Genomic DNA, 25,420 nt, shown 5'->3' with positions numbered 1-25,420 from the left:
GCCGGGCCACCCGCAGCAAGATGGGCTTCGACTACGTCCACTCCGCCGTCGACGACCACAGCCGCCTCGCCTACAGCGAAGTCCACGCGGACGAGAAGGCCGCCACCTGCGCCGGCTTCCTGCGCCGCGCCGCGGCCTTCTTCCACGCCGCGGGCATCGACCGCATCGAGCGGATCCTGACCGACAACGCCTGGCCCTACAGGAAAAGCTTCGCCTGGCAGCAGGCGCTCGCCGACCTGGACGCGACCGGCAAGCTCACCCGCGCCTACCGGCCACAGACCAACGGCAAGGTCGAACGCTTCAACCGCACCCTGCTCGACGAATGGGCCTATCTGCGGCCCTACACCTCAAACGACGAGCGCACCGCAGCCCTGAAAGACTTCCTCCACACCTACAACCACCACCGCTGCCACACCGCGCTCGGCGGCCAACCACCCATCAGCCGCGTGAACAACGCTGCGGGTCAATACACCTAGGGCCTGCCGTTTGGATCAGGCCTGGGGCGTGGGGGCTTCACAGCGGCTTGTACATGATGTGCAGTCCCACCCGCCCGTGCCGGGGATGCTCATAGGCGTCCGGCACGGTGCCGAGGATCGTGAAGCCGAGCGCGGTCCACAGCTTGACGGCGGGATTGGTCTCCACGACGGCGTTGAAGACCATGCCCCGGTAGCCGTCGGCCTTCGCCGCGGCGAGGATGTGCTCGGCGAGCGTGCGCCCGACGCCGAGCCCGGCATGGTCGGGGTCGACCATGAATCCGGCATTGGCGACGCGGGCCGCGGGGCCGCCGTAGTTGGCGGTGACGTAGGCCGAGCCGACGACCGCTCCGGTGGCGTCCTCGGCGACGTACACACGCTTGCCCGGTGCCATCCACAGAGCCCGGGCCGCCTCCTCGGAGGTGCCCGGGTCCCAGGTGTAGGTCTCACCCGCAGCGACGATCCGGTGCCAGAAAGGCCAGATCCGCGGCCAGTCGTCGGCCGCGGCTTCTCTGATCAGCATGGGCGTGAGTCTGGCACGCCCATGCCATCGACGATCGCGATCAGTCCCGAGGGGGCGGTCAGTCCACGCTGGGCAGGATGTGGGGCTCGGCGAGGTCGTCCTCGTACCCCGCGAGGCGGATCGGGGCGGACCTGGCCCACACGTCGAGGCTGCCGAGCTTCTTCTCGGGCCGGCCTCCGCGCTCCGTGCGTTCCTTGGGGCGCTGATCGCGATTCGTCTTCTCCGGTGTCACCGCGCACTCCTTATGTGTCGGGTCACCCTCGGGACGTACAGGGCCAGTCTGCTTCCGGTCGCCTGACATCCCCTCGGGTCTGAGTCGAAGGCAGTTAAGGACGCGGTGGCGCCGGTAACTCGTGCGAGAGCAGGCCGTGGTGACCGGCTGTCCCGGGACGGACCTTGGGTGTGGGTGGAACCCTTCAGGCTGTCCGTCCGATACAGGGTAACCAAATGAGCGGGCCCCCGCTCGATGGGGCTGAAAACACGAGGTAACCGTCTTGCGTCGATCAGCGTCCACCGGACCCCGATCTGGGCCTATTTGATGATGTATCCCCTCTCGCGCACCACCCGTTCGGCGTAGCCCAAGACCCCCCGCGACCAGGGCTGGAAGACTCAACCCTGCGCCCGGACAGGGGCGATGGGCCGACCCGCGGAGCCCGGCCCTCCCCTTGGGGCGGCCCTCCGAAGTCTTTGCGGAACCTTGAACCGGCGGGACCCGCTCGGTCACCGCACGGCATCCAATACCCCTAGGGGGTATAGTCCCGCGTGAATCGGGGAAGCCGGACGGGAAAGAGTGAGGCCGATGCACGCGATCCTGCACGCACTGTCCATCACCGGGTCGATGACCTGGGAGATCACCTGGGCGCTGATCCTGGGGTTCGGCCTCTCCGCCGTCGTCCAGGCCGTGGTGCGCCGCGCGACGATCGTGCGGCTCCTCGGTGACGACCGGCCACGGACCCTCACGCTGGCCGCGGGGCTCGGTGCGGCGTCCTCGTCCTGCTCGTACGCGGCCGTCGCGCTCGCCCGCTCGCTGTTCCGCAAGGGCGCGAACTTCACCGCGGCGATGGCGTTCGAGATCGCCTCCACCAATCTGGTCGTCGAACTCGGCGTGATCCTGGCCCTGTTGATGGGCTGGCAGTTCACGGTCGCCGAATTCGTCGGCGGCCCGATCATGATCGTGGTGCTGGCCGTGCTCTTCCGGATCTTTCTGCGCGAACGGCTGCTGCGCGAGGCCCGGGAGCAGGCGGAGCGCGGGCTCGCCGGGTCGATGGAAGGGCATGCCGCGATGGACATGTCAATCCAGACGGAGGGCTCGTTCGTACGGCGGCTGCTCTCGCGCGACGGCTACACCTCCGTCGCACACGTGTTCGTCATGGAGTGGGCGGCGATCCTGCGCGATCTGGTGATCGGCCTGCTGATCGCGGGCGCGATCGCGGCCTGGGTGCCCGACGCGTTCTGGCAGTCCCTTTTCCTCGACGGCCATCCACTCGCCGCGAAGCTGATCGGCCCCCTGGTCGGCCCGCTCGTGGCGATCGCCTCGTTCGTCTGTTCGATCGGAAACGTGCCGCTGGCCGTCGTGCTGTGGAAGGGCGGGATCAGCTTCGGCGGTGTGGTCGCGTTCATCTTCGCCGACCTGCTGATCCTGCCGATCCTGAACATCTACCGGAAGTACTACGGGCTGCGGATGACGGGCTTCCTCCTGGTCACCTTCTACGCCGCCATGGTGCTCGCCGGATACGTCGTGGAGTTCCTCTTCGGCGGCCTCGGGCTCATCCCCGACCAGGCCGACGCGGAGATCCCCATGGAGGGCGTCTCCTGGAACTACACGACCTGGCTCAACATCGCCTTCCTGCTGCTGGCGGCGGCCCTGGTGTGGCGGTTCCTGCGCACGGGCGGCCGGGAGATGCTGCGGATGATGGGCGGGGCACCGGAGCCGGAGAGCCACGGGCACGGGACCGCCGGGGCGGAAGGCCACCACCACGGCGCACCTGCCCCGGAAGGCCACGGGCACGGGACTCCGGGGGCCGAAGGCCACGGGCACCACTGAACACGGCGCGCAGTTCAGGTCCCGTTGGCCGATTCGCAAGGCAGCCATGATCTGCTGGCGCCCGGAAACGGCTTTCCCCGCGGGAGGACTCGGGAGGACTGACGCATGGAGCTGCGCAGCGTCGAGGAGCTGATGGATCTGCTGCACGCCTGCCGGGGCGCCCGGGACACCCCGGGCCGCTGTGGCGGCCGAGTCGATCTGCACGACCACGCCCTGCAGACCGCCGCGCTCCTGCGCCGAAGTCGTCCCGCGGACAAGGAACTCCAGGTGGCGGGCCTGGTCCACGCCGTAGGGCACCTGCTGCGGCCCGGCGACACGGCCGGACACGCCGACCTGGCGGCGGACCTGGTCCGGCCGCTGCTCGGTGGGCGGGTCTCCCGGCTCGTCCGCCTGCACACCGGCGGATGGGCCGACGACACGGACACCGACGACGTGCTGAGCCTGCGCCACGCGGACGAGTCGGGCAGGGTCGCCGGTCTCGACGCCGGGGTCCTGGAGGACTGGCGCACGGTGCTGGAGCTGGTGGCGGCGCAGCACTCGCGGCTCGGGGCTGTCGACTGACGGTCCGTCATGAGACGGTACGCGGATGACGACGCCGTACGGGCTTGAGGGCAGGAGTGCCATCGTCACCGGGGCCTCGCGCGGGATCGGTCTCGCCGTCGCCGAGGAGCTCTCCCGGGCGGGGGCGCGGGTGTGTGTGACGGCCCGGGACCCGGACGCGGTGGGCCGGGCCGCCGAACGGCTCGGCGGCGTCGGGCTCGCGGGCTCGGTGGCCGATCCGGCGCATCTGCGGGAGCTGACCGAGCTGGCGCTGCGGGAGTTCGGGCGCATCGACGTCGTGGTGAACAACGCCGCGACCAACCAGCCGTACGGCCCGCTCATGGACGCCGATCCGGACCACTGGCGCGAGGCGTTCACGGTCAATGTCGAGGCCCCGCTGCGGTTGGTGCAGTGTGCCTGGACGGCCTGGATGAGCGAGCACGGCGGCGCCGTCGTGAACGTGTGCACGGAGGGCGCCGGGCATGTGGGGCCGAACGTGGGGGCGTACGGCACCAGCAAGGCGGCCCTCCTGCACCTCACCCAGCAGCTCGCCGGCGAACTCGCCCCGAAGGTGCGGGTGAACTCCGTCTCCCCGGGGCTCGTCCGCACCGAGATGGCCCGGTTCGTCTGGGAGAACGCCGAGGACGAGCTCGGCGCGGGGCTCCCGCTGGGCCGGATCGGCCGGCCCGAGGACATCGCGCGGGCGGTGGTCTGGCTGGCCTCGGACGCGGCCGGGTGGATCACGGGCGCCGATCTGCTCGTCGACGGAGGGACCCGGGTCCGCTTCGCACACTCCCCGGCCCACCCCGTCCACGAACGCCTGCGGACCCGCGCGCCCGACGCATAGGGGCCACGCCGGCTCCCACCGGCTCAGGCCCGGCTCCCGCCCGCCACCCGCAGGACTCCGTACGGCCCCCGCCCGACTCCGCAGGACAACGCCTCACAGCGCGCGTTCAATGGTGACCATGAGTGTGCGGCGACGGGCGGGAGACCACCGAAGCACGGCGCTGATCGCGGTCGCCGCGGCGTCCCTGCTCAGCGCGGGGTGCACCGCCTCCGGCTCCGCCGTCGCGGCCGCCCCGCCACCCCAGCCGCCGCAGCGGCTCACCCAGGCCAAGGTGGACGATGCCGTCGGCAAGCTCGACGGCATCGTGCGGGACGCCATGAAGAAGACCGGCGTTCCCGGCGTCGCCGTGGCCGTCGTCCACAAGGACCGCGTGGTCTATCTGAAAGGCTTCGGCGAGCGTCGGGCGGGACGGTCCGGGGGCGTCGACCCGGACACCGTCTTCCAGCTCGCGTCGCTGTCCAAGCCGCTGGCCTCGACCGTCGTCGCGGGGGTCGTCGGCGGCAGGACGCTCGCCTGGGACGACCCCGTCACCGCGCATCTGCCCGGCTTCTCGCTCAAGGACCCCTGGGTCACGGCGCATGTCACGTACGCCGACCTCTTCTCCCACCGCAGCGGCCTGCCCGACCACTCCGGTGACCTCCTCGAAGACCTCGGCTACGACCGGGCGTACATCCTGGACCACCTGAAATACGAGCCGCTCAGCCCGTTCCGCGCCAGCTACGCCTACACCAACTACGGGGTCACCGCCGCGGGTCAGGCGGTCGCGAACGCGAAGCACACGACCTGGGACAAGCTCTCCCAGGACACGCTGTACGGCCCCGCCGGCATGAAGAACACCAGCTCCCGCTTCTCCGACTACGACCGGGCCAAGGACAAGGCCGTCACCCATGTGAAGAACGCGGACGGCGGCTGGCAGGCGAAGTACGTCCGGGACGCCGACGCCCAGTCGCCCGCGGGCGGCGCGAGCTCCACGGCCCGTGACATGGCCACCTGGATGCGGCTGCAACTGGCGAACGGGAAGCTGGACGGCAGGCAGATCATCCCCGCCGCACCGCTGGAGCGCACGCACCTGCCCGAGATCGTCGCCCAGCCCCCGCAGGCCCCGGCGGGCCGCGCGGGCTTCTACGGCCTCGGCTGGAACGTCGGATACGACGACCAGGGCCGACTGCGCCTCGGCCACTCCGGCGCCTTCGAACTCGGCGCCAACACCAATGTGACGATGCTGCCCGGCGAGCAGCTCGGCATCACCGTCCTGACCAACGCGGCGCCGGTGGGCCTCGCCGACTCGGTCGCGCAGGACTTCTTCGACACCGCCCAGTACGGGAAGCCCACCACGGACTGGCTGCCCCTGATCGACCGGGTCTACCGGCAGCAGGAGCAGCAGGGCCGCTCCCCCACCGACTACGGCAGCCCCCCGCGGAACGCGTCCCCGGCCCGCGCCCTCGACACGTACACGGGCACGTACGGCAACGCCTACTACGGTCCGCTCACCGTCACGGCCGCGAACGGCGAACTCGGCATGAGCCTGGGCCCGAAACACACGAAGTTCCGGCTCACCCACTACGACGGCGACAGGTTCAGTTTCCGGACCGTCGGCGAGAACGCGACCGGGCTCTCGGGGGTGACGTTCAAGGTCGGTTCGGGTTCACCGGGGTCCGGCGGCTCGAAGGCGTCGCGGGTGACCGTCGAGGCCTGGGACCACGACGGCCTGGGCACCTTCACCCGCGGATGACGGTGGGGTCACCACTTGCCGGGCGCGTAGTCCTTCATGAAGACGCCGTACAGGTCCTCGCCCTGCTCGCCGCGCACGATCGGGTCGTACACCCGGGCCGCGCCGTCGATCAGGTCGAGCGGGGCGTGGAAGCCCGCGTCGGCGAGACGCATCTTGTCGGGGTGCGGGCGCTCGTCGGTGATCCAGCCGGTGTCGACGGCGGTCATCAGGATGCGGTCCTTCTCGAACATCTCCTGGGCGCTGGTGCGCGTGAGCATGTTCAGGGCGGCCTTGGCCATGTTGGTGTGCGGGTGGCCCGCGCCCTTGTAGCCGCGGTTGAAGACGCCCTCCATGGCGGAGACGTTCACGATGTAGGTGCGGTCGGCCCCGGAGGCCGCCATCGCCGTGCGCAGCCGGCTGATCAGGATGAAGGGGGCCGTCGAGTTGCAGAGCTGGACCTCCAGCAGCTCGACCGGCGTGACCTCCTCGACCGACTGGATCCAGCTGTTGGTGTCGTGCAGGTCGGGCACGAGCCCGCCCGCGTCGATGGCCGTACCGGCCGCGATCCGCTCCAGGGAGGCCGAGCCGGACACCAGGGCCAGGTCGGTGACGTCCTGCGCGGTCAGCGCGCCACCGCCGGCGACCGGGAGCGCGGCCACCGCGCCGGAGCCGAAGGTGCCGATGACCTCGGCGGGCGGCAGCTCACCGGCGGGCAGCGGGCCGGACTCGGCGGCGAGCAGCTCGCTGTAGGCCCCCGGGGAACGGCGTACGGTCTGGGCCGCGTTGTTGATCAGGATGTCGAGCGGGCCCTCGGCGGCGACCGACTCGGCCAGGGCCACGACCTGCGCCGGGTCGCGCAGGTCGATGCCGACGATCTTCAGACGGCCGATCCACTCGTCGCTGTCGGGCATGGCCTTGAAGCGGCGGATCGCGTCGTTCGGGAAGCGCGTGGTGATGGTGGTGTGCGCGCCGTCACGCAGCAGCCGCAGCGCGATGTACATGCCGATCTTGGCGCGGCCGCCGGTGAGCAGCGCGCGCTTGCCGGTGAGGTCGGCGCGGGCGTCGCGGCGGGCGCGGTTCTCGGCGGCGCAGTCCTGGCAGAGCTGGTGGTAGAAGTAGTCGACCTCGACGTACCGCTTCTTGCAGATGTAGCAGGAGCGCGGGCGCTGGAGTATCCCCGCGATCTCGCCGGCGTCGGTGACGGACGAGGGCAGGATGCCCTCCGTCTCGTCGTCGATGCGCTGGGCGGAGCCGGTCGCGGTGGACTCGGTGACGGCCTTGTCGTGGGCGGTCTTGGCCGCCCTGCGCTCCTGGCGACGGCGCTGCTTGACCGTGCGGTAGACGCCCGCGGTGGCGCGGCGCACGGCGATGGCGTCCGGGTGGTCGACCTCGATCTTGTCGAGCTCGTCGAGCACGCCGAGGCAGACGGCCAGCCGCTCCGGGTCGATGCCCGGCCCGTAGGAGACCGCCTCCCCGTCCACGGCGGAAGCCGTCCGGTCGTCCTCAGCCGTGTCCACGGCGAGAGCCGCCTGGCCGTCCTCTGTCACCGTCATCGCGTGTGCCGTTCCTCGGGTCTCGCGCCGCGCTCGAACCGCGCTCGCTTTCGAAGGCGGAATTTTACGGAGCAAGAGGGCAAGGCGCCAAACCCGAGATGATCACCGGTCCCCGCGGGCCGTCTCAGGAGCCGCAGGCGATGATCAGCGTCTCCACCTCCTCGGACAGCGCGCGGGCCAGCCGGTTCAGGTCCGGCACGGCCTGTGCGTCGGCGACGAGCCCGTAGTGGACCCGTCCGCGGTACGTCGACACGGCCACCGCCAGCGCTTGGCCGCGGGCCAGCGGGGCGAGCGGATAGACCTCGGTGAGCGGGCAGCCGCCGAGTTTCAGGCCGAGGCTGGGCAGCGGCACGCTGGTGACCAGGATGTCGAAGAGCAGCCGGGCCGCCTGGCCGACGACGGGACCGCCGAGGCGGTGGCCGATCGGCGGCACATGGTCGGCGAGCAGTGCGACGGCGCCCGCTCCCCGGTTGGGTCCCGCGTCCTTGTTGGCGTCCATCGCCATACGCACCGAACGGAGCCGGCCGAGCGGGTCCGGGTCGTCGACGGGAAGCCGTATCAGGTAACCGGAGAGCCGGTTGCCCTGAGGGTGCGCGGTGCGCGGGCGGCGCCTGGAGACGGGGATCAGGGCGCGGGGCACGACTCCCTCGCTGCCGTCACCGCGTTCGTCGAGCCAGTTGCGCAGGGCGCCCGCGACGACGGCGATCAGGACGTCGTTGACGGTGCCACCGACGCTCTTGCGGATGCGGTGCACATCGTCCAGGTCGAGGACCACGCCCGCGATCCGGCGGGTTCCGGTGGGCTGCGAGGTGAGCGCGGGCGAGGAACGGGCGCCGAGGGTGGCACGGGCGACGGAGCTGCCGATGTCGAGGGCGCGGCCCAGGTCGGAGAGGGTTCCGCGGACCAGGTCGGGCAGTTTGCGGACGTCAGGGAGGAGTCCGCGGGGCGGCTCCGCGGGGCGCGGGCGGGGCTCGGGCAGGTCCAGCGGGTCCATGAGGGCGGCGGCGAGCATCAGCGCCCGCAGGCCGTCGGCCAGCGCGTGGTGGAACTTGAAGAACACGGCGAACGAGGTGCCGTCCTCACCGGGCAGGACGTGCGCCTCCCACGGGGGCCGGCCGCGCAGGAGCGGGCGTTCCATGAGCCGGCCCGCGGCGGCGGGGAAGTCCGCGGTCGGCGCGTGCAGCCGGACGTGGTCGAGGGGTTCGAAGTCGGGCGAGGGTTCCCGGGCCGCGCTCCCGAAGTTGGGCGGGAAGGCGAGGGGCTGCCAGACGTCGCGGATCCGCATGCGCAGCCCGGGCACCCCGGCCGCGCGGACCGCGAGCAGTTCGGCGGCGTGCGCGCCCGCGGTCGGCGAGTGCGCGGAGAAGACACCGAGGGCGCCGAGGTGCATCGGGTGCTGGGCGGACTCGATGTTCCAGAACGCCAGGTCGAGTGGTGCGAGGAGATCAGGAGTCAAAGGCTTGCTCTCGCGTCGACGACAGGGTGAGCAAGCAGTCAAACCCCGACAGGCGATTACGGTCAAGTATGATCAGGCTACGCTCAGTTAACAGCAGATTAAGTCCCGCCCCCGCGAAAGGGGCGGGACACAAGGGGCACGTGAGGTCGGATCAGAATAGGCGTCCCGACCGCGGCACGCGCGCCGACGCGCGGCCGCGCGAAGCAACCGGAAGCGCCGGGTCGCTCGAAGGACCGCGAAGGCCCTCGAAGGACCGGAAGCGTCAGGTTGCCGGGCAGCCCGTGGGGGTCGCCCGGGACGCGTCGGCGATCAGCGCCTCGTGCGCCGCCCTCAACCTCCCCACGTCCGGCTTCACGACCCTGCGGTCATAGGTGAGGAGCCCGTTCAGCTCGCCCTCCACGTCCGAGATCTGGGTGTAGACGGCGCCGTTGCTCCCCCGGCATGCGAGCGCCCGCACCTCGGCGAGGCGGGCGAGGTAGTCGTCGGTGTACGTCGACGGGTCAACGTCCACGTACGACTGCTGGACCGACCAGGCGTGCCCGGGTACGGCGAGCCCCAGGCCCCCGTACTCGCCGCTGACGAGCGCGCGTCTGCCGTCGGGGGCCGGTGGCAGCGCGGGGCTCGGGTAGCCGTGTTCGTCCATGATGTCGCCGGTGCCGCCGTCGGCCCCCAGGTTCAGCCCCGACATGCCGTTGACGAGCCGGGTCGGATCCCAGGCCTTGGCCTGGTCGGCGATGCGGCCCTCGTCGTACTGGCCCCAGCCCTCGTTGAAGGTCACCCACATCACGACCGACGGACTGCTGATGTGCTGGTCGATCATCAGTTTCATCTCGCGCTCGTACTCGGCGCGGGCCGCCGCGCTCGGGTTCACCCCGGCGGTCATGGCGGGCATGTCCTGCCAGACCAGCAGGCCGAGCCGGTCCGCCCAGTAGAACCAGCGGTCGGGCTCCACCTTGATGTGCTTGCGCACCGCGTTGAAGCCCATCTCCTTGTGCATGCGCAGGTCGTACGCGAGGGCCTCGTCCGTCGGCGCGGTGTACAGGCCGTCGGGCCAGAACCCCTGGTCGAGCGTGGCCATCATGAAGACGGGCTTGCCGTTGAGGACGGTGCGCGGGGTGCCGTCGACCTTCTCGACGGAGATCGAGCGCATCCCGAAATAGCTGCCGACGCGGTCACGCCCAACGCTCACCCTGAGGTCGTAGAGGAAGGGGTCGTCCGGAGACCAGAGGCGCGGGTGGGCGATCTTCAGGGTCAGCGGCTGTCCGGTGCGGCCGGTGACGGTGGCGACCTTCCGCCCTCCCTCGTACGCCGTCGCCGTGACCGGCAGCCCGTCGCGCACGCCCTTCGGTTCCACGGTGAGCCGGCCGCCGTCGACGTCCGGAGTGAGCTTGAGCGAGTCGACGTGGTCCGGGGCGACCGGCTCCATCCACACCGTCTGCCAGATGCCGGAGGTCGGGGTGTACCAGATCCCGCTGGGGTCGAGGCGCTGCTTGCCGAGCGGCGGGTTCTCGCCGGACGCGGCGTCGGTCGGGTCGTACACGCCGACGATCAGTTCCTGGGTGCGGCCGGGCTTCAGCGCGTCGGTGACGTCGGCGCCGAACTTGTCGTAGCCGCCCCGGTGTTCGGCGACCTTGACCCCGTTGACGTACACCTCGGACTGCCAGTCGACGGCACCGAAGTTGAGCAGGAGCCGCTTGCCCGAGCCGATGTGCCAGTCGGCCGGGACGGTGAAGGTGCGGCGGTACCACATGCGGTCCTCGTGGCGTTCGACGCCGGACAGCTGGGACTCCGCGGGGTACGGGACGAGGATGTGCTCGCCGAGCGTCCTCCCGACCGGGGGCTGCTCCCCCGCGATGGCGGCGGCGAACTGCCAGCGCCCGTTGAGGTTGCGCCAGGCGTCACGCGTGAGCTGGGGGCGGGGGTATTCCGGCAGGGCGTTGTCCGGCCCGACCTCGTCGGCCCACTTCGTGCGCAGTTCGTACGTGGAGCGGTTGGGGCCGCTGCTCCAGAAGGCGCCGATCGCCTTGCCGTCCCCGGCGGCGACGAGGCCGCCCGTGCCGTCGTAGCGCAGGTCGGCGGTGCCGCGTGCAGTGCCGGTCTTGTCGCCGACGACGGGTTCCTTGAGCGTGACGAGGAGAGATCTGGGGTCGGCGGGGTCCAACTCGGCTGCTCGCAACGGCCACTTGGCGCCGCCGATCACGGCCTGGAGGTGGTCGACGACGGCGGCCGGGGGCGCAGACAGTTCCGTTGCGAAGTCGAGTTTGAGGGTGCGGCCGTCCGGCTGGACGACGGTCGCGAGGGCGCCGTCGTAGTCGTAGCCGTCGGGCAGCAGGAACGCCGACTGCGGGATCGCCACCTTGCCGCCTCCCGGTTCGGTCCAGCGCAGATGGAGGTTGGAGCCGCCGTAGTGCTCGAAGTACTCGAGTTTGAAGTCATAGGTGTGGCCCGCCGTCAGCTCGATGGGCTCGGAGGTCTGTTCGCGGTCCCAGTCGTCCACCCAGTGGTCGATGACGGGCCTGCCGTCGATCCAGAGACGGAAACCGTTGTCGCCGATGATCGAGAAGGTGGTGGGTCCGCTCTTCTCCGGTACGAGTTTGCCGGTCCAGCGGACGCTGACATCGTTGTCCTGGCCCGTGGCCAAGCGCAGCCGGGGTTCCAGGTCGTCGAAGTCGAGTTGCGGGTCGAAGCCGGTGGCCTTGAGTTCATGGAAGTCGAAGGCGCCGGGGGCGGACTGGGTGTAGTAGTCGCCCTTCAGTCCGTGGACCGCGACGGGATCGTCGGCCGCGGCGGGCACGGAGGCGAGTCCCGCGGCACCGAGGGCCGCGGCGAGCAGTAACGCGAGTCGGTCTCTGAGTCGTCCGAAACGCACGGATCCTCCTCTTTGAGGACGGGTGGGGGGACGGTGGTGAGGACGGTTGCCGGACGGGCCAGGGATGGGCGTGGGGCGGGCCAGGGATGGGCGTGGGGCGGGTGGTACGGCTCTTGCTCAGACGGAACAACGTTGTCACCAACGGCAGTTGGCATGACAACACGGGGTTCCACTTTCTGTCCAGGGACATGACGACGGCCCCGGTGGGTGCGGACGCACCGGGGCCGTCGTCGGTCACCGCCGGACAGGACCTAGGGCACGATCCGGCCCTTCCCCAGCGCGATCACCCCGCCCTTGGAGACCGTGTAGAGATCCGCGTCCCGCTCGGGGTTGACGCCGATCGTCGCGCCCGGCGGCACCTCGACGTTCTTGTCGAGGACCGCGCCGCGCACCACCGCACCCCGCCCTATGTGGACGTTGTCGTGCAGGATCGAGCCCTGGACGACGGCTCCCGGGTCGACCACGACACCCGGCGAGAGCACGGACCGCGTGACCTGCCCCCGGATCAGAGAGCCCGCGCTGACGATCGACTCGCTCGCGATGCCGCCGGCGTTGAATCGTGCCGGGGAGAGCTGTCCGGAACTGGTGTAGATGGGCCAGCTGCGGTTGTAGAGGTTGAAGGCGGGGCGTTCGGCGATCAGGTCCATGTGGGCGTCGTAGTAGGCGTCGAGGGTGCCCACGTCACGCCAGTAGCCCTGGTCGCGGGTGGTCTCGCCGGGCACGTGGTTGTCGCTGAAGTCGTAGAGCTGCGCCTCGCCGCGGTCGGTGAGCATCGGCAGAATCGATCCGCCCATGTCGTGCACCGAGTGCACGTCCTCGGCGTCCCGCTGGAGCGCCTCCACCAAGGCCTTGGTGGTGAAGATGTAGTTGCCCATCGAGGCGAAGACGCACTCGGGGTCGTCGGGCAGGCCCGGCGGATCGGCGGGCTTCTCCAGGAAGCCGTCCACGGTCTGCCCGTCGGAGCCGGGGCTGATGACCCCGAAGGAGGACGACTCGGCGCGCGGCACCCGTATCCCGGCGACGGTCACACCCGCGCCGCCCTCGATGTGCTGGGCGAGCATCTGCCGCGGGTCCATGCGGTAGACGTGGTCGGCGCCGAACACCGCGATGTAGTCGGGCCGTTCGTCGTGCACGAGGTTGAGGGACTGCAGGATCGCGTCCGCGCTGCCCAGGTACCAGCGCGGGCCGAGCCGCTGCTGGGCCGGGACCGGTGTGACGTAGTTGCCGAGCAGGCTCGACATCCGCCAGGTCGTGGTCACATGACGGTCCAGGGAGTGCGACTTGTACTGCGTCAGGACGCAGATGCGCAGGATGTCGGCGTTGACGAGATTGGAGAGTACGAAGTCCACCAGGCGGTACGTCCCGCCGAAGGTGACCGCGGGTTTCGCGCGGTCCGCGGTGAGGGGCATGAGCCGTTTGCCCTCTCCACCCGCAAGTACGATTCCCAGCACCGAAGGTCCACCGCGCCGCATGCCGCCGCCCCTCTAAGCCCGGTCGAGCCGCGCCCGCTGTGCCGGGCCGGCCCCGTCGCTTGAACTACACCTGTCCGATGGTTACCCCGGTTTGAGGACTTCCTCGTAAAGCTGGACGGTCCGCCGGGCCACCGCGTCCCATCCGAACTCCCGCACCGCGCGCTCCCGTCCGGCCTCGCCCATCCGCCGGGCGGCCCGGGGGTCGGCGAGCACGGAGTCGAGGGCGAGCGCCAGACCCGCCTCGAAGTCCTCCTCGACCGGCACCAGGACACCCGTCACGCCGTCCTCGACCACCTCGGGTATCCCACCGACCCGGGATGCCACCACGGCCGTGCCGCAGGCCATCGCCTCCAGGTTGACGATGCCGAGCGGCTCGTACACCGAGGGGCAGACAAAGACGGCGGCGTGCGTGAGGAGTTGGACGACGTCCGGGCGGGGCAGCATCTGCGGGATCCAGTGCAGCCCCTGGCGTACGGCACTCAACTCCTGGAAGAGATCACGGAACTCCCGGTCGATCTCGGGAGTGTCGGGGGCGCCCGCGCACAGCACCACCTGCACGGCCGGATCGATGCCGCGTACCGCGCGCAGCAGGTGGGGTACGCCCTTCTGGCGGGTGATGCGGCCGACGAACAGGACATAGGGGCGCGCGGTGTCGATGCCGATGCGCTCCAGGACGTCCGTGCCGTGGTCCGGCCGGTAGAGGGTGGTGTCGATGCCGTTGTGCACGACGCGCACCGTCGCCGGGTCCAGGGCGGGGTAGCAGGTGAGAATGTCCTCGCGCATGGCGCCGGAGACGGCGATGACGGCGTCGGCTGCCTCGATGGCGGTGCGCTCGGCCCAGCTGGACAGGGCGTAGCCACCGCCGAGCTGCTCGGCCTTCCAGGGGCGCGACGGCTCCAGGGAGTGGGCGGTCATGATGTGCGGGATGTCGTACAGGAGCTTGCCGAAATGACCGGCGAGGTTGGCGTACCAGGTGTGCGAGTGGACGAGTTCACGGCCTTCGAGGGCGGCGGCCATGGCGAGGTCCACGGAGAAGGTGCGCAGCGCGTCGTTGGCGCCGTCGAGCGAGGACCACGACCGGTGGCGCACGACACCGCCCGCGGCGCCCTCGCCCCAGCAGTGCACATCCAGGTCCGTGAGGGTCCGCAACTCCCGGGCGAGGAACTCGACATGGACGCCCGCGCCGCCGTACACGTCCGGCGGGTACTCCCGGGTCAGCAGTCCCACTCGCACGCAGAGCCCCCCGTCGTACCGGATACCGGCTGGTGCCCTTCATGGTCACCCAGAAGGGACGCTTGGGGAAGACCGCGAATCTCAGCGGCGGCCCGGAGCCCCGCCCCTCGTCCGGCCCGGCGGGCGGTCGAAGCAGCAGTCGCCGCAGAGGCCGCCGCCGGGGATCCGGTAGTAGAGGCAGCAGCTGCGGCGGCGGAGGGTACGGGAGTCGACGGTCGCGGACAGGTCGGGATGCGTGAACAGGTCGGCGGCGAGGGCGCGGGCCCGATCGGCCACGTCCGTACGGCCGTTGGCCTCGGCCCAGCGGTGCAGCTGGCGCCAGGCACCCGCGAGCGCCGAGCCCGCGTTCCCCCACAACAGGCCCTCCGACATGCGGTATCGGGTGCGCAGAGCCGCCGCCAGCGGGGCGAGGTGGCCGTCCCGTACGACCTCTCCGATGGCCGCCACCGGCAGTGCGCGTACCTCGGACAGCCACAGGTCGTCCGGAGCACTGCCGTCCGGATCCCACCGCAGCAGCCCCGGATCGAGGTCCGGCAGCCGCCCGTACAGCGCGGCGACGCCGAGCGAGACCGACCACAGACGGGCCGCGAGGCCCAGCTGCGCCACCGAGACCGCGATCCGGTCCTCGGGCGCCCGCAGACTCGCCGCGACCTTCCGGACGCGAAAATTCAGAGGATCCGACCAGACATCTCTGGGATCATCGTCTCGGGGAGACGCGTACGCCTGTGCGAGCGTCGGCAGCGGGGCACGAGGCGGTACGCCGGTGCGTAGTACGAAGAAGCCGCCGAGCGAGCCGAGCGCCACGAGTTCCGGGTCGAGTTCCACGAACAGCAGTAGTACCAAGCCCCCTAGGGGTTCTCACCGGAGGGTCTCCCCCTCATGTCGCCCACCCAGGGGAGGACATGGGGCGAGTCGTACTCCATCGGCAGTACTACTCATTGCCTGCTCAGGTACGACGACGTGAACGGATGCGCGAGGCATCGTAGTGGATATGAAGGCCGATCGTTCGCCGCGCCGGGCACAGCGCCCCCGCCGCACGCAGAGGAGGGACTCATGAGCGCGCTCGCGCTGTCCGTCCTGCTCTCGTTCGTCTCCGCCGTTGCGTACGCGGGCGGCGCGATCGTCCAGGAGCAGGTCGCGCTGACCTCTCCCGACCAGACGTACGCGCCGTTGCGCCGCCCCGGCTGGTGGGCGGCGGTCGCCCTGAGCGGCGTCGGCGGGGTGCTGCACGTGGTGGCGCTCGCCTACGGCCCGCTGAGCCTGGTGCAGCCGCTGGGCGCGCTGACCATCGTGTTCGCGCTCCCCATGGCGGCCGTCTTCGTCGGCCGCAAGGCCGGGGCGACCGCCTGGCGTGGCGCGATCATGGCCACGGGCGGCCTCGCGGTCCTGCTCGCCCTGGTCGGCTCGGCGGATTCGCAGTCCCTGAGTGACACCCAGATCACGGTGCTGGCCGTGGTGTCGGGCGGCGCGGTGGCGGCCTTCATGGTGGCGGGCCGCGCCGCGCACCGGCACCCGGCCGTGCGCAGCGTGATGCTCGCGGTGGGCTCAGGCATAGCCTTCAGCATGTCCTCGGTGTTCACCAAGACCGTCGCGGTGGACTGGTCGCACCAGGTCTCGCTCTCCGACCTGCCGAGCCTCGCCCTCATAGGTGTCTTCGCGACGGCCGGGATGCTGCTGTCGCAGGCCTCCTACCGGGGCGGCGGTCTCGCGGCGCCGCTGGCCACGCTGACGGTCGTCAACCCCGTCGTGGCGGCCGCTGTCGGCATCACGATGTTCGGCGAGACCTTCCGCTACGGCGAGACGGGCACCGTGCTCGCGCTGGCCTGCGGAGTCGTCGCGGCGGGCGGTCTGATCCTGCTCACGACCGAGCAGATCGGCAGCGCCCGGGACACCGCCGAGGTCGCCGCACCCGCACCCGCCGCCGCGGAGACCGCGCCCGAGCCGGAACCGGCCACGCCGGACTCCGCGTTGGAGGCGCTGCTGCTCGCGGCCCTGCCCGAGCAGTCCGCGGGACCGGGCCACGAGGTCGAGCCGACCACGGGCCACGGAGAAACCTTCGGCGCGGGGTTCGGGGGGACGTTCAACGCCGAACTCGCAGACACATTCGACGCGGGGCTCGGAAGCGGACTCGGCGCGGGGCTCGGGAAGGCGTTCGACGCCGAGTTCGGGAACGGACTCGGCACGGGGCTCGGGAAGGCGTTCGACGCCGAGTTCGGGAACGGACTCGGCGCCGGGCTCGGGAGCGGACTCGGCGTGGATCGCGGCGAGGACGTCCTCGTACCGGCTCCGGCGATGGCGAGGGCCGCGGAGAGCGCGCCCGACCCGGCCGACTCACCCGAGTCGTCCGAGGAGGACGCGCCGCCCGCGCTGGCCTATTTCGGCCCCCTGTGCGGGCCCTACGTAGTGGCGACACCTCTGCTGGACCACCACCACCGCACACGCGTCAAATCCTGACGCCGCCCGCCCTCAGGTAGGCGACCGGGTCGACGTCCGTGCCGAAACCGGGCCCCGTCCGCACCTCGAAGTGCAGATGCGGGCCCGTGCTGTTGCCCGTGGAGCCGGAGCGGCCGATGCGCTGTCCGCCCACCACGCTCTGCCCGTCCTTCACCGAGATCGCCGACAGATGGGCGTACTGGGTGTAGCGGCCGTCGGCGTGCCGGATCACCACCTGGTAGCCGAACGAGCCGCCCCAGCCCGCGCTGACGACCTGGCCCGCGGCGACCGCCTTCACGGAGGTGCCGGTGGGCACCGGGAAGTCGACGCCCGTGTGGTAGCCCTTCGACCAGGAGGCACCGGCGGCATGGTAGGCCGTGCCGGTCGCGGCGTGCACGGGGGCGACGAGCGTGTCGGTCTTCTTGGCGGTGTCCGAGGACGTCATGTGCGAGGAGGTCTTGTGCGGGGACGTCGTGTGCGTGGACGGCTTGGCGGAGGTCTTCTGCTTCTTCGACGCGGACGAGGGAGTGCTCTCGGTGTGTGCCGGGGTCTGGCCCTTGCCTCGCAGGTTCAGCCGCTGGCCCGGGAGGATCAGGTCCGGGTCGGAGCCGACGGTGGTCCGGTTCGCGTCGTACAGCCGTTGCCAACCGCCCTGGACGTGGCGGGATCCCGCGATGCCGGAGAGCGTGTCGCCGTGGACGACCGTGTACATCTCGGCGGTGCCGGCCCGCGACTGCGGTGTGGTCTGCGGCTGGACGTCGCGTACGGAGCGCTTGCTGGTCTGGGGCGAGGTGCCGGACTTGGTGCCGGTCCGCTCGGCGGCCGGGGTGATGTCGGGGGTGTCCCCACCCCGGGTGAGACCGGCGCGCACCGAGCAGACCGGCCAGGCACCGGGCCCCTGGCCCTTGAGCACCTTCTCGGCGATGGCGATCTGCTGGTCCTTGGTGGCCTGATCCGCACGCGGAGCGTAGACCTGCCCCCCGTACGCCTCCCAGGTGGACTGGGTGAACTGCAGTCCGCCGTAGTAGCCGTTGCCGGTGTTGATGCTCCAGTTGTCGGTGGACTCGCAGGCGGCGACCTTGTTCCAGGTGTCCACGTCGGCCGCGTGTGCGACGCCGGTGCCGATCAGCGGGAGTGCCATTCCGGCGCCGCCCGCCGTGACGGTGAGTGAGGCGCGGTTGATCCTGTTCGGCTGATACCGGCGGTGCCGGCCGCGTACGGCCATGTGGGAGCCCCCTCGACATGCGTCAGGAGCGGCAAAAGTAAACGCTGCGAACAGGCCATGACAAGAGCGCAATCGGCCGTGCTGTGCGCCCCGGGCGCCGCTCCCTCGCCCGGAAAGGCAGCGGGTCGTTCTTCTGCGTACCCGTCGCCGACGCGTCAGGATGGCCGGAGGAATACTGACGAACAGGAACGGCAGGATCACCGGCAGTACCGATACCGACTGATACCGGCAGATACCAACAGATACCAAAGAATACAAAGACCTCTTACCGGATCTCTTAGGAGCCAACCGTATGAGCAACTCAGCCCAGATCGGTGTCACGGGTCTCGCGGTCATGGGGCGCAATCTCGCCCGTAACTTCGCCCGCAACGGCTACACGGTCGCCGTGCACAACAGGACCGCGGCCCGGACGCACGCGCTGGTGGAGGAATTCGGCCACGAGGGCGATTTCGTGGCGACGGAGACCGCGAAGGAGTTCGTCGAGGCGCTGGAGCGGCCGCGACGTCTGATGATCATGGTGAAGGCCGGTGAGCCGACCGACGCGGTGATCCAGGAGTTCGCCCCGCTTCTCGAGCCCGGTGACATGATCATCGACGGTGGCAACGCGCACTTCGAGGACACCCGGCGCCGGGAGCGCGACCTGCGGGGCCAGGGCATCCACTTCGTCGGCACGGGCGTGTCCGGCGGCGAGGAGGGCGCGCTGAACGGGCCGAGCATCATGCCGGGCGGCTCGAAGGAGTCGTACGCGTCGCTCGGTCCGATGCTGGAGAAGATCTCCGCGAAGGCGCCGGACGGCTCTCCCTGCGTGACCCACTGCGGTCCCGACGGCGCCGGGCATTTCGTGAAGATGGTGCACAACGGCATCGAGTACGCCGACATGCAGCTGATCGGCGAGGCCTACCAGCTGCTGCGCGATGTCGCCGGGTACTCCCCCGCGCAGATCGCCGACATCTTCCGCACCTGGAACACCGGCCGCCTCGACTCCTACCTGATCGAGATCACGGCTGAGGTCCTGTCGCACGTGGACGCGGCGACGGGCAAACCCTTCGTGGACGTGGTCCAGGACCGCGCGGAGCAGAAGGGCACGGGCCGCTGGACCGTGCAGATCGCGCTGGACCTGGGTGTTCCGGTGTCCGGCATCGCGGAGGCGGTCTTCGCCCGCTCGCTGTCCGGGCACGCCGATCTGCGCGCCGCCTCCCGGGAGCTCTCGGGCCCCAAGGCGAAGCCGCTCGGCGAGTCGGAGGCGGCGGCCTTCGCGGACCGGGTGGAGCAGGCGCTGTACGCCTCGAAGATCGTGTCGTACACGCAGGGCTTCCACGAGATCAGCGCGGGCAGCGACCAGTACGACTGGGACATCGACCTCGGCGCCATCTCCGCGATCTGGCGCGGCGGCTGCATCATCCGGGCCGCGTTCCTCGACCGGATCCGCTCCGCGTACGACGCCCGGCCCGACCTGCCGAGCCTGCTGTCCGACAAGACGTTCGCGCAGGAGATCGCGGCGGCGCAGGACGACTGGCGGGAGGTCCTGGTGGCCGCCACTCGCCAGGGCGTGCCCGCACCCGGTTTCTCCGCGGCGCTCGCCTACTACGACGCGCTGCGCGCCGAGCGGCTGCCCGCCGCCCTGACGCAGGGGCAGCGGGACTTCTTCGGGGCGCACACCTATCGGCGCGTCGACCGGGAGGGCTCGTTCCACACGCTGTGGGGCGGCGACCGGTCGGAGGTCGAGGCGTAGGCGGACGCACGGGTACCAGGCATACAGGTACCGGGCGTACGGGTACCGGGCGTACGGGTATTCCGCGCCACCGAGGCCGTCACATCCCTGGAACCCGGGGTGTGACGGCCTCTGTCGTTCACCCGTTCGCTCGGCTGTTCACGTGAGCGGGGGTCCCGGTTCGGGGTTCGGTACCGGCTCGGGGCCCGGCGGCACCGGGCCGGGGCTCGGCGGCACGGGGCCGGGGCTCGGCGGGGTCGGCTCGGGCCCCGGCGGCTGCGGCACCGGGGTCGGCGGAGGGGTGGGCTTCGGTGGGGGGTGAGGGCCCGGATCCGGGGTCGGGTCCGGGAAGGGGTGGGGGTCCGGGAAGGGCTGCGGGCGGTCGGGGCCCGGCCCGGGCGTGGGACCCGGTTGCACCGGATCGGGGTTCGGATGCGTCATGGTGTCCTCCAGCCAGTCGATACGTCGGCCCTGGACTTGTCCCACACGTACCCGGCCACCGCTCCCCCAGTCACCCCGTCGCGCAAGGCGTGCGGACCAGTTGGACCAGACCGACCGGGCCGGTCCACCGGTCGCGCGTCCATCCATGGCACGTCCGGCCATGGCACATCCGGCCATGACACGTCCGCCCATGCCGCGTCTACCCGTGGCGCACCGCGTCCGCGCCGGCCGCGAGCCCCGGGCGGGGGCTGGACAGTACTGGGACCGCGGTCGTGGTCAGCCGCTGGGCCGGGGTCATCGACGCCTGGGCGAGGACGATCGCGTCGGCGTCGGTGACCGAGTCGGCGGCCGCCGCCACGCTGCGGACGTACCCGTCGGTGTCGCCCGCCTCGAAACGGGCCCAGGCCCCGTCGACCAGCAGCGTACGAACCTGTACGGAGCGTCCGGCGGCGCGGGCCTCCTGCTCGACGAGGGCGACCGTCGGCCCCAAGGTGCTCTCCGACGTCGCGACGACCACCACACGAGGGCCCTTGGCGACCGCGGCGGCGGCCATCGGACGGTCCACCCGGAGCACGGGTACCCCGGCGCCCGCCTCCTCGGCGACGGCGCCGATGGTCGAGCAGGTGCACAGCACGGCACGCGCCCCGTCGGCGACCGCCCGGTCGAGCGCCGCCCGCACCTCGCCGGCCACCGCGGCCGGGCCCTCGCTCCGGGCCCGGGCCAACAGTTCCTCGTCCACCAGGTGCCGCAGTTCCAGCCCGTGGTGGTCCTCGTCGCGCAGCGCCTCGAAGACGGGGATGTGCAGGGGCGAGGTGTGCAGCAGGGCGAGGGGACCCGATCGGTTCATCAGAAGCGCCCGGGGTGCGTCTTGAGCCACTCCACCGCCGCCCCGAGCAGCTGCGGGTCGGCCGCCGGAGCCTCCTCGGGGTGGCGCGCCGCCCACTTCACGACGTACGGGCACAGGGGCGCGACCACGATGTCCTCGCGCGCGGCGATGCCGTACAGCTCGCGGGCGAGGGAGCCCGCGATGCCCTTCCCCTCGTGCTCGGGTTCCACGATGGTGTGCACGGGGACGAGGGCGCGCGCGGGGGCCTCGAGGACGAAGTACTCGATGTGGCCGACGACTTCGTCCCCGGCGAAGGCTTCGAGGCGGCCGCCCGCACGGTCGTCGCGGATCTCTGTGTCGCTCATGGGCAACTCCTCGCGTCCTCGGGTCGTCTGCTTGCCCAGCCGCTGCCCCGGGCCCGGGGTTCAGACGGTGACCGCCTGCGGGCTGCGCTCCTGGTCCGAGCCCGGCACCGGTTCGGACGGATCGGCGCCGAGGGCCACGATCCGGTTGTCGTGGTCCACGTGCACGACCCTCGGCCGCAGTGCCCGCGCCTCGGCGTCGGAGACCTGAGCGTAACTGATGATGATCACCAGATCTCCGGGATGCACGAGATGGGCCGCCGCCCCGTTGATCCCGACGACCCCGGAACCGCGCTCGCCCTCGATGACGTACGTCTCCAGCCGGGCGCCGTTGGTGATGTCGACGATGTGCACGAGCTCACCCGGCAGCAGATCCGCGGCGTCGAGCAGGTCGGCGTCGATCGTGACGGATCCGACGTAGTGCAGGTCGGCCTGGGTGACAGTGGCACGGTGGATCTTGGACTTGAATAGAGTACGCAGCATTTGGGTGCTCCTGCTGTTCGGCTCCCTGCCTGCTTGTGCAGGTCAAGGGCGGTTTTCACTCTACAACGGCTGGCTTCCCACTGATTTCCCGCCTGCTCTTCAGGCATCGACACGGACCGATTGCTGCTCCGCTCCGCCCTCGGGGTCGACAGGCGGAACCAGGGTACGGAACGGCACTCCGGACCGCACTGAGAGCCCCGTCACTGAGCATGAACTGACGAAGGTTCAGAGGGTGGTGCCTGGGTCATCGGCGGCGGCGCGGGGCGGACAGCACAGCGGTGAAGTCGCCCAGGGCCTCGAGGTTGTGGGCGCTGACGACGGCGTCGCAGTAGGGCAGTGCCGCAGCCATGCCGGCCACGAGCGGACGGTAGCGCGGGCTCGCCGTGCGCGGGTTGACCCATACGACGCGGTAGGCGACCCGGGACAGCCGTGCCATGTGGGTGGCGAGGTCGGCGGGCGCTCCGGTGTCCCAGCCGTCGGAGATGATGGCGACCACGGCGCCGTGCGCCATGCCGCGCCGGCCGAACCGCTCGTTGAACTCCGCCAGGCACTCCGCTATCCGGGTGCCCCCGGACCAGTCCGGGGCCGCCCGGCCCGCCCGTGCCAGGGCGTCGTCCGGCCCGGCCCGCCGCAGGACGGGCGTGAGGCGTGTGAGGCGGGTGGCGAAGGTGAAGACCTCGGCGTGAGTGGCGCGGGCGGCACAGTAGAGCAGTTGGAGCATCGCGCGGGCATAGGGCTCCATCGATCCGGAGATGTCGCAGAGCACGATGAGGTCGCGGGGGCGGGTGCGAGGCACGAAGCGGCATAGCCGCAGCGGGTATCCGCCGGTGCGCCGGCTGACCGAGAGGGTGCGGCGCACGTCGATGCGCGCACCGTGGTGCGCGGTGCGGCGCCGGCGGGACGGCCGGGTCGGGGTGCGAAGCACCATGGTGCGCATCACTTCGGAGAGCCGCGCCAGTTCCTCGGCGGACAGCTCCGCGAAGTCGCGGCCGGCGAGACGGTCGAGCGGACTGGCCGCGAGGGGTACGGGAGCCTCCCGCGGCTGTGCGTCGGCCTCCCGGCCGCGTCCGTCCCCGGTGACCTTCCGAGTGCCGGGGACGCGGCCGGGAACGGTGTCCCCGAGCGATCGGGCCGGGTCGCCGGGTTGCCCGCGTTGTGCTTCGCGGTCGGCCGGGCCGCCGAAGACCTCGCGGAAGACCGCGTCGAACGGTTCGATCTGCTCGGGGTCGGACACCAGGGTGGCGAGCGCGCAGTGCCGCAGCTCGCGCGTCGTCGACGGTGCCAGCAGGGTGAGCGCCCGAGCGAAGCTCCGGGTACGGTCGGGGCCCACCGCGATCCCCGCGTCGTGCAGGGCGGCGCTGAACGAGGCGGCGAGTTCCGGCAGGTCAGGCATCGGAACCGGCCTCGGCGTCGACCAGCTCCTCCAGTCCGGCCCGGCGCACGGCCTCCAGGTCCTCGGCGTACTTGAGGACCGCCCCCAGGGTGCGGTCGGCGGCGTCGGCGTCGAGAACGGTGAGCCCCAGCGCGTGCAGCGCGCCGGCCCAGTCGATCGCCTCGGCGATGCCGGGCGGCTTGGTGAGCTCCTGCCGGGCACGCAGGCGCGCCACTCCGCGCGCCACATGCGTGGCCAGCCACTGGGCCGACTCCGGTAGCCGTCTGCGGATGATCGCGGCGACGCGTGCGGTGTCCGGGTAGTCGATCCAGTGGTAGAGGCAGCGGCGTTTGAGGGCGTCGTGCAGATCCCGGGTGCGGTTGGAGGTCAGTACGGCCACCGGCGGCACCACAGCCGTCCGGGTGCCGAGCTCGGGGATGGTGACCGCGGCATCGGCGAGCAGTTCCAGGAGGAACGCCTCGAACTCGTCGTCGGCGCGATCCACCTCGTCGATGAGCAACACCGCCGGGCGCGGCCCCGGATGGCATATCGCGGCGAGCAGCGGCCGTGGCAGCAGATAGTCCTCGGTGAACAGGTCGGCGTCCCGCAGGGGCTCCCCGCGGGACTCGGCCAGCCGGATGGCCAGTAGTTGCCGTGGATAGTTCCACTCGTAGAGCGCCTCGGCCGAGGACAGTCCTTCATAGCACTGCAGCCGGATCAGCAGGGTGTCGAGCACGGCGGCGAGCGCGCGGGCCGCCTCGGTCTTGCCGACTCCGGGCTCGCCCTCCAGCAGGATCGGCTGCCGCATGCGCACGGCCAGCAGCAGCGCCGTGGCCAGGGCGTCGTCGGCCAGGTAGCCGACGGCGTCCAGACGCGAGCGCAGGGCGGCGACATCGGGTACGAGGGCGTCGAGGTCAGGCATGCGCGTACCGGGAGGGGTCGTCGGCGAAGGCGTGCTGGCACCCCGGCCCGCAGAAGTACACCCTGCCGGCGGCCCGGTCGAGTGAGAGGGTGGCGGGCGTGATCGCCACGGTCATGCCGCACACGGGATCCACGTTCTCGGCCACGGCCTGCGGCGCGGCGGACCCGGCCGCGGGGCGTGCGGCTCGGGCCACCTGCGGCCGCAGTGCGATGATCTCGGCGTACACCGACAGCGCGATCTCCGCCGGGGTCCGCGCGCCGATGTCCAGGCCGGCCGGGGTGTGGATGCGCGCGCGTCGTTCCTCGGTGATGTCCAGCCCGGCGAGCACCGCCGCGCCACGCTTGGGACTGGCCACCAGCCCGATGTACGGGACCCCGGCTCGTGCGGCCTCGATCAGTACCTTCTCCTCGTCGCGGCCGTGGGTGGCGACGACGACGACGTCCAGATCGGGCGGCAGCGGCTCCCCGGGCGAGGCCGCCCGGGCCTCGAGGCCGAGCGCACGACCGACGTCGAGCAGGGCGCGGGCGATGGGGGCGTGACCGTATACGTAGGCCAACGCCGGGGGGAGGTTGGCCTCCAGGAAGATGTCGAGCGTGCCGCCCGACAGGCAGGGGTTGGCCACCGTGACCAGACCTTCGACACGATCCTGCGCGCCTTCGGTGCCGGTGTCCGCGGCGGGCGTGATCCTCAGCAGCAGCGACTCCCCGGTCTCCAGCACCCGCAGGCCCTGCAGTTGCACCGTCGTCTCGGCGCATGTGCCGCCCACGAAGCCCTCGAGGGTGCCGTCGGGCAGCACCAGCGCGCTGTCCCCGGGCCTGGCGCTCGTGGGCCGTTCCGCGTGGACGACGGTGGCCAGGACGAACGGGGTACGGCCGTGCCGGAGCACGTCCGCGCGGTTCAGCAGTTCGGTGTTCGTCATCGCCG

General features: G+C 71.3%; 21 protein-coding genes and 2 pseudogenes. 7 read left to right on the top strand and 16 right to left on the bottom strand.

Annotated elements, in window-relative coordinates:
* On the top strand, positions 1–476 hold a 476-nt coding region (locus tag ACFVWD_RS26440; protein ID WP_389599524.1), incomplete at its 5' end, for an integrase core domain-containing protein.
* A 37-nt stretch (positions 477–513) separates the two neighbouring features.
* On the opposite strand, the gene ACFVWD_RS26435 is transcribed toward ACFVWD_RS26440, so the two are convergent.
* Together ACFVWD_RS26435 and ACFVWD_RS26430 are read right to left on the bottom strand one after the other, a co-directional pair.
* Positions 514–996, bottom strand: a complete 483-nt coding sequence (locus tag ACFVWD_RS26435; protein ID WP_389599522.1) for a GNAT family N-acetyltransferase — start codon at positions 994–996, stop codon at positions 514–516.
* Positions 997–1,054: 58 nt separating this feature from the next.
* Complete coding sequence (locus ACFVWD_RS26430) at positions 1,055–1,228, bottom strand: hypothetical protein (protein WP_165853954.1); 174 nt, start codon at positions 1,226–1,228, stop codon at positions 1,055–1,057.
* Between the two features lie 567 nt (positions 1,229–1,795).
* Between ACFVWD_RS26430 and ACFVWD_RS26425 the strand changes: the two genes are divergently transcribed.
* The 4 genes from ACFVWD_RS26425 (at position 1,796) to ACFVWD_RS26410 (ending at position 6,159) form a co-directional block, all read left to right on the top strand.
* Positions 1,796–3,040, top strand: coding sequence for a permease (locus ACFVWD_RS26425; protein ID WP_389599520.1), 1,245 nt, complete (start codon positions 1,796–1,798; stop codon positions 3,038–3,040).
* Positions 3,041–3,145: 105 nt separating this feature from the next.
* Complete coding sequence (locus tag ACFVWD_RS26420) at positions 3,146–3,601, top strand: HD domain-containing protein (protein WP_168498482.1); 456 nt, start codon at positions 3,146–3,148, stop codon at positions 3,599–3,601.
* A gap of 25 nt (positions 3,602–3,626) precedes the next feature.
* Complete coding sequence (locus ACFVWD_RS26415) at positions 3,627–4,427, top strand: SDR family oxidoreductase (protein ID WP_389599518.1); 801 nt, start codon at positions 3,627–3,629, stop codon at positions 4,425–4,427.
* A gap of 118 nt (positions 4,428–4,545) precedes the next feature.
* Positions 4,546–6,159 (top strand): serine hydrolase, encoded by a 1,614-nt coding sequence (locus tag ACFVWD_RS26410; protein ID WP_389599516.1) that lies wholly within the window; start codon positions 4,546–4,548, stop codon positions 6,157–6,159.
* Between the two features lie 8 nt (positions 6,160–6,167).
* Here the strand turns inward: ACFVWD_RS26410 and ACFVWD_RS26405 are convergent, their stop codons facing one another.
* The 6 genes from ACFVWD_RS26405 to ACFVWD_RS26380 all read right to left on the bottom strand — a co-directional run bounded on the left by ACFVWD_RS26405 (position 6,168) and on the right by ACFVWD_RS26380 (position 15,546).
* A complete protein-coding gene (locus ACFVWD_RS26405) occupies positions 6,168–7,691 on the bottom strand; it encodes an SDR family NAD(P)-dependent oxidoreductase (RefSeq protein WP_389599514.1) in 1,524 nt (507 codons plus the stop codon).
* Positions 7,692–7,815: 124 nt separating this feature from the next.
* Positions 7,816–9,147 carry a wax ester/triacylglycerol synthase family O-acyltransferase gene (locus ACFVWD_RS26400; RefSeq protein WP_389599512.1) on the bottom strand — a complete coding sequence of 444 codons (1,332 nt, stop codon included), beginning with the start codon at positions 9,145–9,147 and terminating at the stop codon, positions 7,816–7,818.
* A 262-nt stretch (positions 9,148–9,409) separates the two neighbouring features.
* Positions 9,410–12,016 carry a PA14 domain-containing protein gene (locus tag ACFVWD_RS26395; protein ID WP_389599510.1) on the bottom strand — a complete coding sequence of 869 codons (2,607 nt, stop codon included), beginning with the start codon at positions 12,014–12,016 and terminating at the stop codon, positions 9,410–9,412.
* Between the two features lie 251 nt (positions 12,017–12,267).
* The gene (gene glgC / locus ACFVWD_RS26390; RefSeq protein WP_389599508.1) at positions 12,268–13,488 is read right to left on the bottom strand and encodes a glucose-1-phosphate adenylyltransferase; all 1,221 of its coding nucleotides are present in this window, start codon (positions 13,486–13,488) and stop codon (positions 12,268–12,270) included.
* Positions 13,489–13,569: 81 nt separating this feature from the next.
* Positions 13,570–14,721 (bottom strand): glycogen synthase, encoded by a 1,152-nt coding sequence (gene glgA / locus ACFVWD_RS26385; protein ID WP_389599506.1) that lies wholly within the window; start codon positions 14,719–14,721, stop codon positions 13,570–13,572.
* An 81-nt stretch (positions 14,722–14,802) separates the two neighbouring features.
* A complete protein-coding gene (locus tag ACFVWD_RS26380) occupies positions 14,803–15,546 on the bottom strand; it encodes a (2Fe-2S)-binding protein (protein ID WP_389599504.1) in 744 nt (247 codons plus the stop codon).
* 228 nt (positions 15,547–15,774) lie between these two features.
* Here ACFVWD_RS26380 and ACFVWD_RS26375 point away from each other — a divergent pair, with 228 nt between their 5' ends.
* Positions 15,775–17,175, top strand: coding sequence for a DMT family transporter (locus ACFVWD_RS26375; protein WP_389599503.1), 1,401 nt, complete (start codon positions 15,775–15,777; stop codon positions 17,173–17,175).
* On the opposite strand, the pseudogene ACFVWD_RS26370 reads toward ACFVWD_RS26375, so the two are convergent.
* Together ACFVWD_RS26370 and ACFVWD_RS26365 are read right to left on the bottom strand one after the other, a co-directional pair.
* Positions 17,165–17,914: pseudogene (locus tag ACFVWD_RS26370) on the bottom strand (peptidoglycan DD-metalloendopeptidase family protein); the annotation flags it as partial. The gene ACFVWD_RS26375 and the pseudogene ACFVWD_RS26370 sit on opposite strands and share 11 nt — an antisense overlap.
* Before the next feature lie 174 nt (positions 17,915–18,088).
* Positions 18,089–18,295 (bottom strand): annotated as a pseudogene (locus tag ACFVWD_RS26365) (transglycosylase family protein); the annotation flags it as partial.
* A gap of 376 nt (positions 18,296–18,671) precedes the next feature.
* Here ACFVWD_RS26365 and gndA point away from each other — a divergent pair.
* Entirely contained in the window at positions 18,672–20,111 is a 1,440-nt protein-coding gene (gndA, locus tag ACFVWD_RS26360) for an NADP-dependent phosphogluconate dehydrogenase (RefSeq protein ID WP_389599501.1), read from the top strand.
* 619 nt (positions 20,112–20,730) lie between these two features.
* Here the strand turns inward: gndA and ACFVWD_RS26355 are convergent.
* From ACFVWD_RS26355 to ACFVWD_RS26330, 6 genes are all read right to left on the bottom strand, one after another.
* On the bottom strand, positions 20,731–21,378 hold the full coding sequence (locus tag ACFVWD_RS26355) for an aspartate/glutamate racemase family protein (protein WP_389599499.1): 648 nt from the start codon (positions 21,376–21,378) through the stop codon (positions 20,731–20,733).
* Complete coding sequence (locus ACFVWD_RS26350) at positions 21,378–21,722, bottom strand: GNAT family N-acetyltransferase (protein ID WP_389599497.1); 345 nt, start codon at positions 21,720–21,722, stop codon at positions 21,378–21,380. The genes ACFVWD_RS26355 and ACFVWD_RS26350 overlap by 1 nt, the downstream gene beginning before the upstream one ends.
* A 60-nt stretch (positions 21,723–21,782) precedes the next feature.
* A complete protein-coding gene (panD, locus tag ACFVWD_RS26345) occupies positions 21,783–22,202 on the bottom strand; it encodes an aspartate 1-decarboxylase (protein WP_067360967.1) in 420 nt (139 codons plus the stop codon).
* 244 nt (positions 22,203–22,446) lie between these two features.
* Positions 22,447–23,595 carry a VWA domain-containing protein gene (locus ACFVWD_RS26340; protein WP_389599495.1) on the bottom strand — a complete coding sequence of 383 codons (1,149 nt, stop codon included), beginning with the start codon at positions 23,593–23,595 and terminating at the stop codon, positions 22,447–22,449.
* Entirely contained in the window at positions 23,588–24,496 is a 909-nt protein-coding gene (locus ACFVWD_RS26335) for an AAA family ATPase (protein ID WP_389599494.1), read from the bottom strand. Before ACFVWD_RS26335 ends, ACFVWD_RS26340 begins: the two co-directional genes overlap by 8 nt.
* The gene (locus ACFVWD_RS26330; protein WP_389599492.1) at positions 24,489–25,415 is read right to left on the bottom strand and encodes an XdhC family protein; all 927 of its coding nucleotides are present in this window, start codon (positions 25,413–25,415) and stop codon (positions 24,489–24,491) included. The genes ACFVWD_RS26335 and ACFVWD_RS26330 overlap by 8 nt, the downstream gene beginning before the upstream one ends.
* Positions 25,416–25,420: the final 5 nt, after the last annotated feature.

The organism is Streptomyces sp. NPDC058086, from assembly GCF_042885015.1.
GTDB lineage: Bacteria > Actinomycetota > Actinomycetes > Streptomycetales > Streptomycetaceae > Streptomyces.
The sequence above is the reverse complement of the archived record's forward strand: the minus strand, read 5'-3'. Positions and strand labels throughout refer to the sequence as shown.

Excerpts from the sequence above, each read along its gene's own strand:
- ACFVWD_RS26350 (WP_389599497.1), bottom strand. The coding sequence starts at position 21,722 with ATGAGCGACACAGAGATCCGCGACGACCGTGCGGGCGGCCGCCTCGAA.
- ACFVWD_RS26375 (WP_389599503.1), top strand. The coding sequence starts at position 15,775 with ATGAGCGCGCTCGCGCTGTCCGTCCTGCTCTCGTTCGTCTCCGCCGTT.
- ACFVWD_RS26330 (WP_389599492.1), bottom strand. The coding sequence starts at position 25,415 with ATGACGAACACCGAACTGCTGAACCGCGCGGACGTGCTCCGGCACGGC.
- ACFVWD_RS26435 (WP_389599522.1), bottom strand. The coding sequence starts at position 996 with ATGCTGATCAGAGAAGCCGCGGCCGACGACTGGCCGCGGATCTGGCCT.
- ACFVWD_RS26340 (WP_389599495.1), bottom strand. The coding sequence starts at position 23,595 with ATGCCTGACCTGCCGGAACTCGCCGCCTCGTTCAGCGCCGCCCTGCAC.
- ACFVWD_RS26335 (WP_389599494.1), bottom strand. The coding sequence starts at position 24,496 with ATGCCTGACCTCGACGCCCTCGTACCCGATGTCGCCGCCCTGCGCTCG.
- ACFVWD_RS26355 (WP_389599499.1), bottom strand. The coding sequence starts at position 21,378 with ATGAACCGATCGGGTCCCCTCGCCCTGCTGCACACCTCGCCCCTGCAC.
- gndA (WP_389599501.1), top strand. The coding sequence starts at position 18,672 with ATGAGCAACTCAGCCCAGATCGGTGTCACGGGTCTCGCGGTCATGGGG.
- ACFVWD_RS26415 (WP_389599518.1), top strand. The coding sequence starts at position 3,627 with ATGACGACGCCGTACGGGCTTGAGGGCAGGAGTGCCATCGTCACCGGG.
- panD (WP_067360967.1), bottom strand. The coding sequence starts at position 22,202 with ATGCTGCGTACTCTATTCAAGTCCAAGATCCACCGTGCCACTGTCACC.
- ACFVWD_RS26425 (WP_389599520.1), top strand. The coding sequence starts at position 1,796 with ATGCACGCGATCCTGCACGCACTGTCCATCACCGGGTCGATGACCTGG.
- glgC (WP_389599508.1), bottom strand. The coding sequence starts at position 13,488 with ATGCGGCGCGGTGGACCTTCGGTGCTGGGAATCGTACTTGCGGGTGGA.
- ACFVWD_RS26420 (WP_168498482.1), top strand. The coding sequence starts at position 3,146 with ATGGAGCTGCGCAGCGTCGAGGAGCTGATGGATCTGCTGCACGCCTGC.
- ACFVWD_RS26405 (WP_389599514.1), bottom strand. The coding sequence starts at position 7,691 with ATGACGGTGACAGAGGACGGCCAGGCGGCTCTCGCCGTGGACACGGCT.
- ACFVWD_RS26410 (WP_389599516.1), top strand. The coding sequence starts at position 4,546 with ATGAGTGTGCGGCGACGGGCGGGAGACCACCGAAGCACGGCGCTGATC.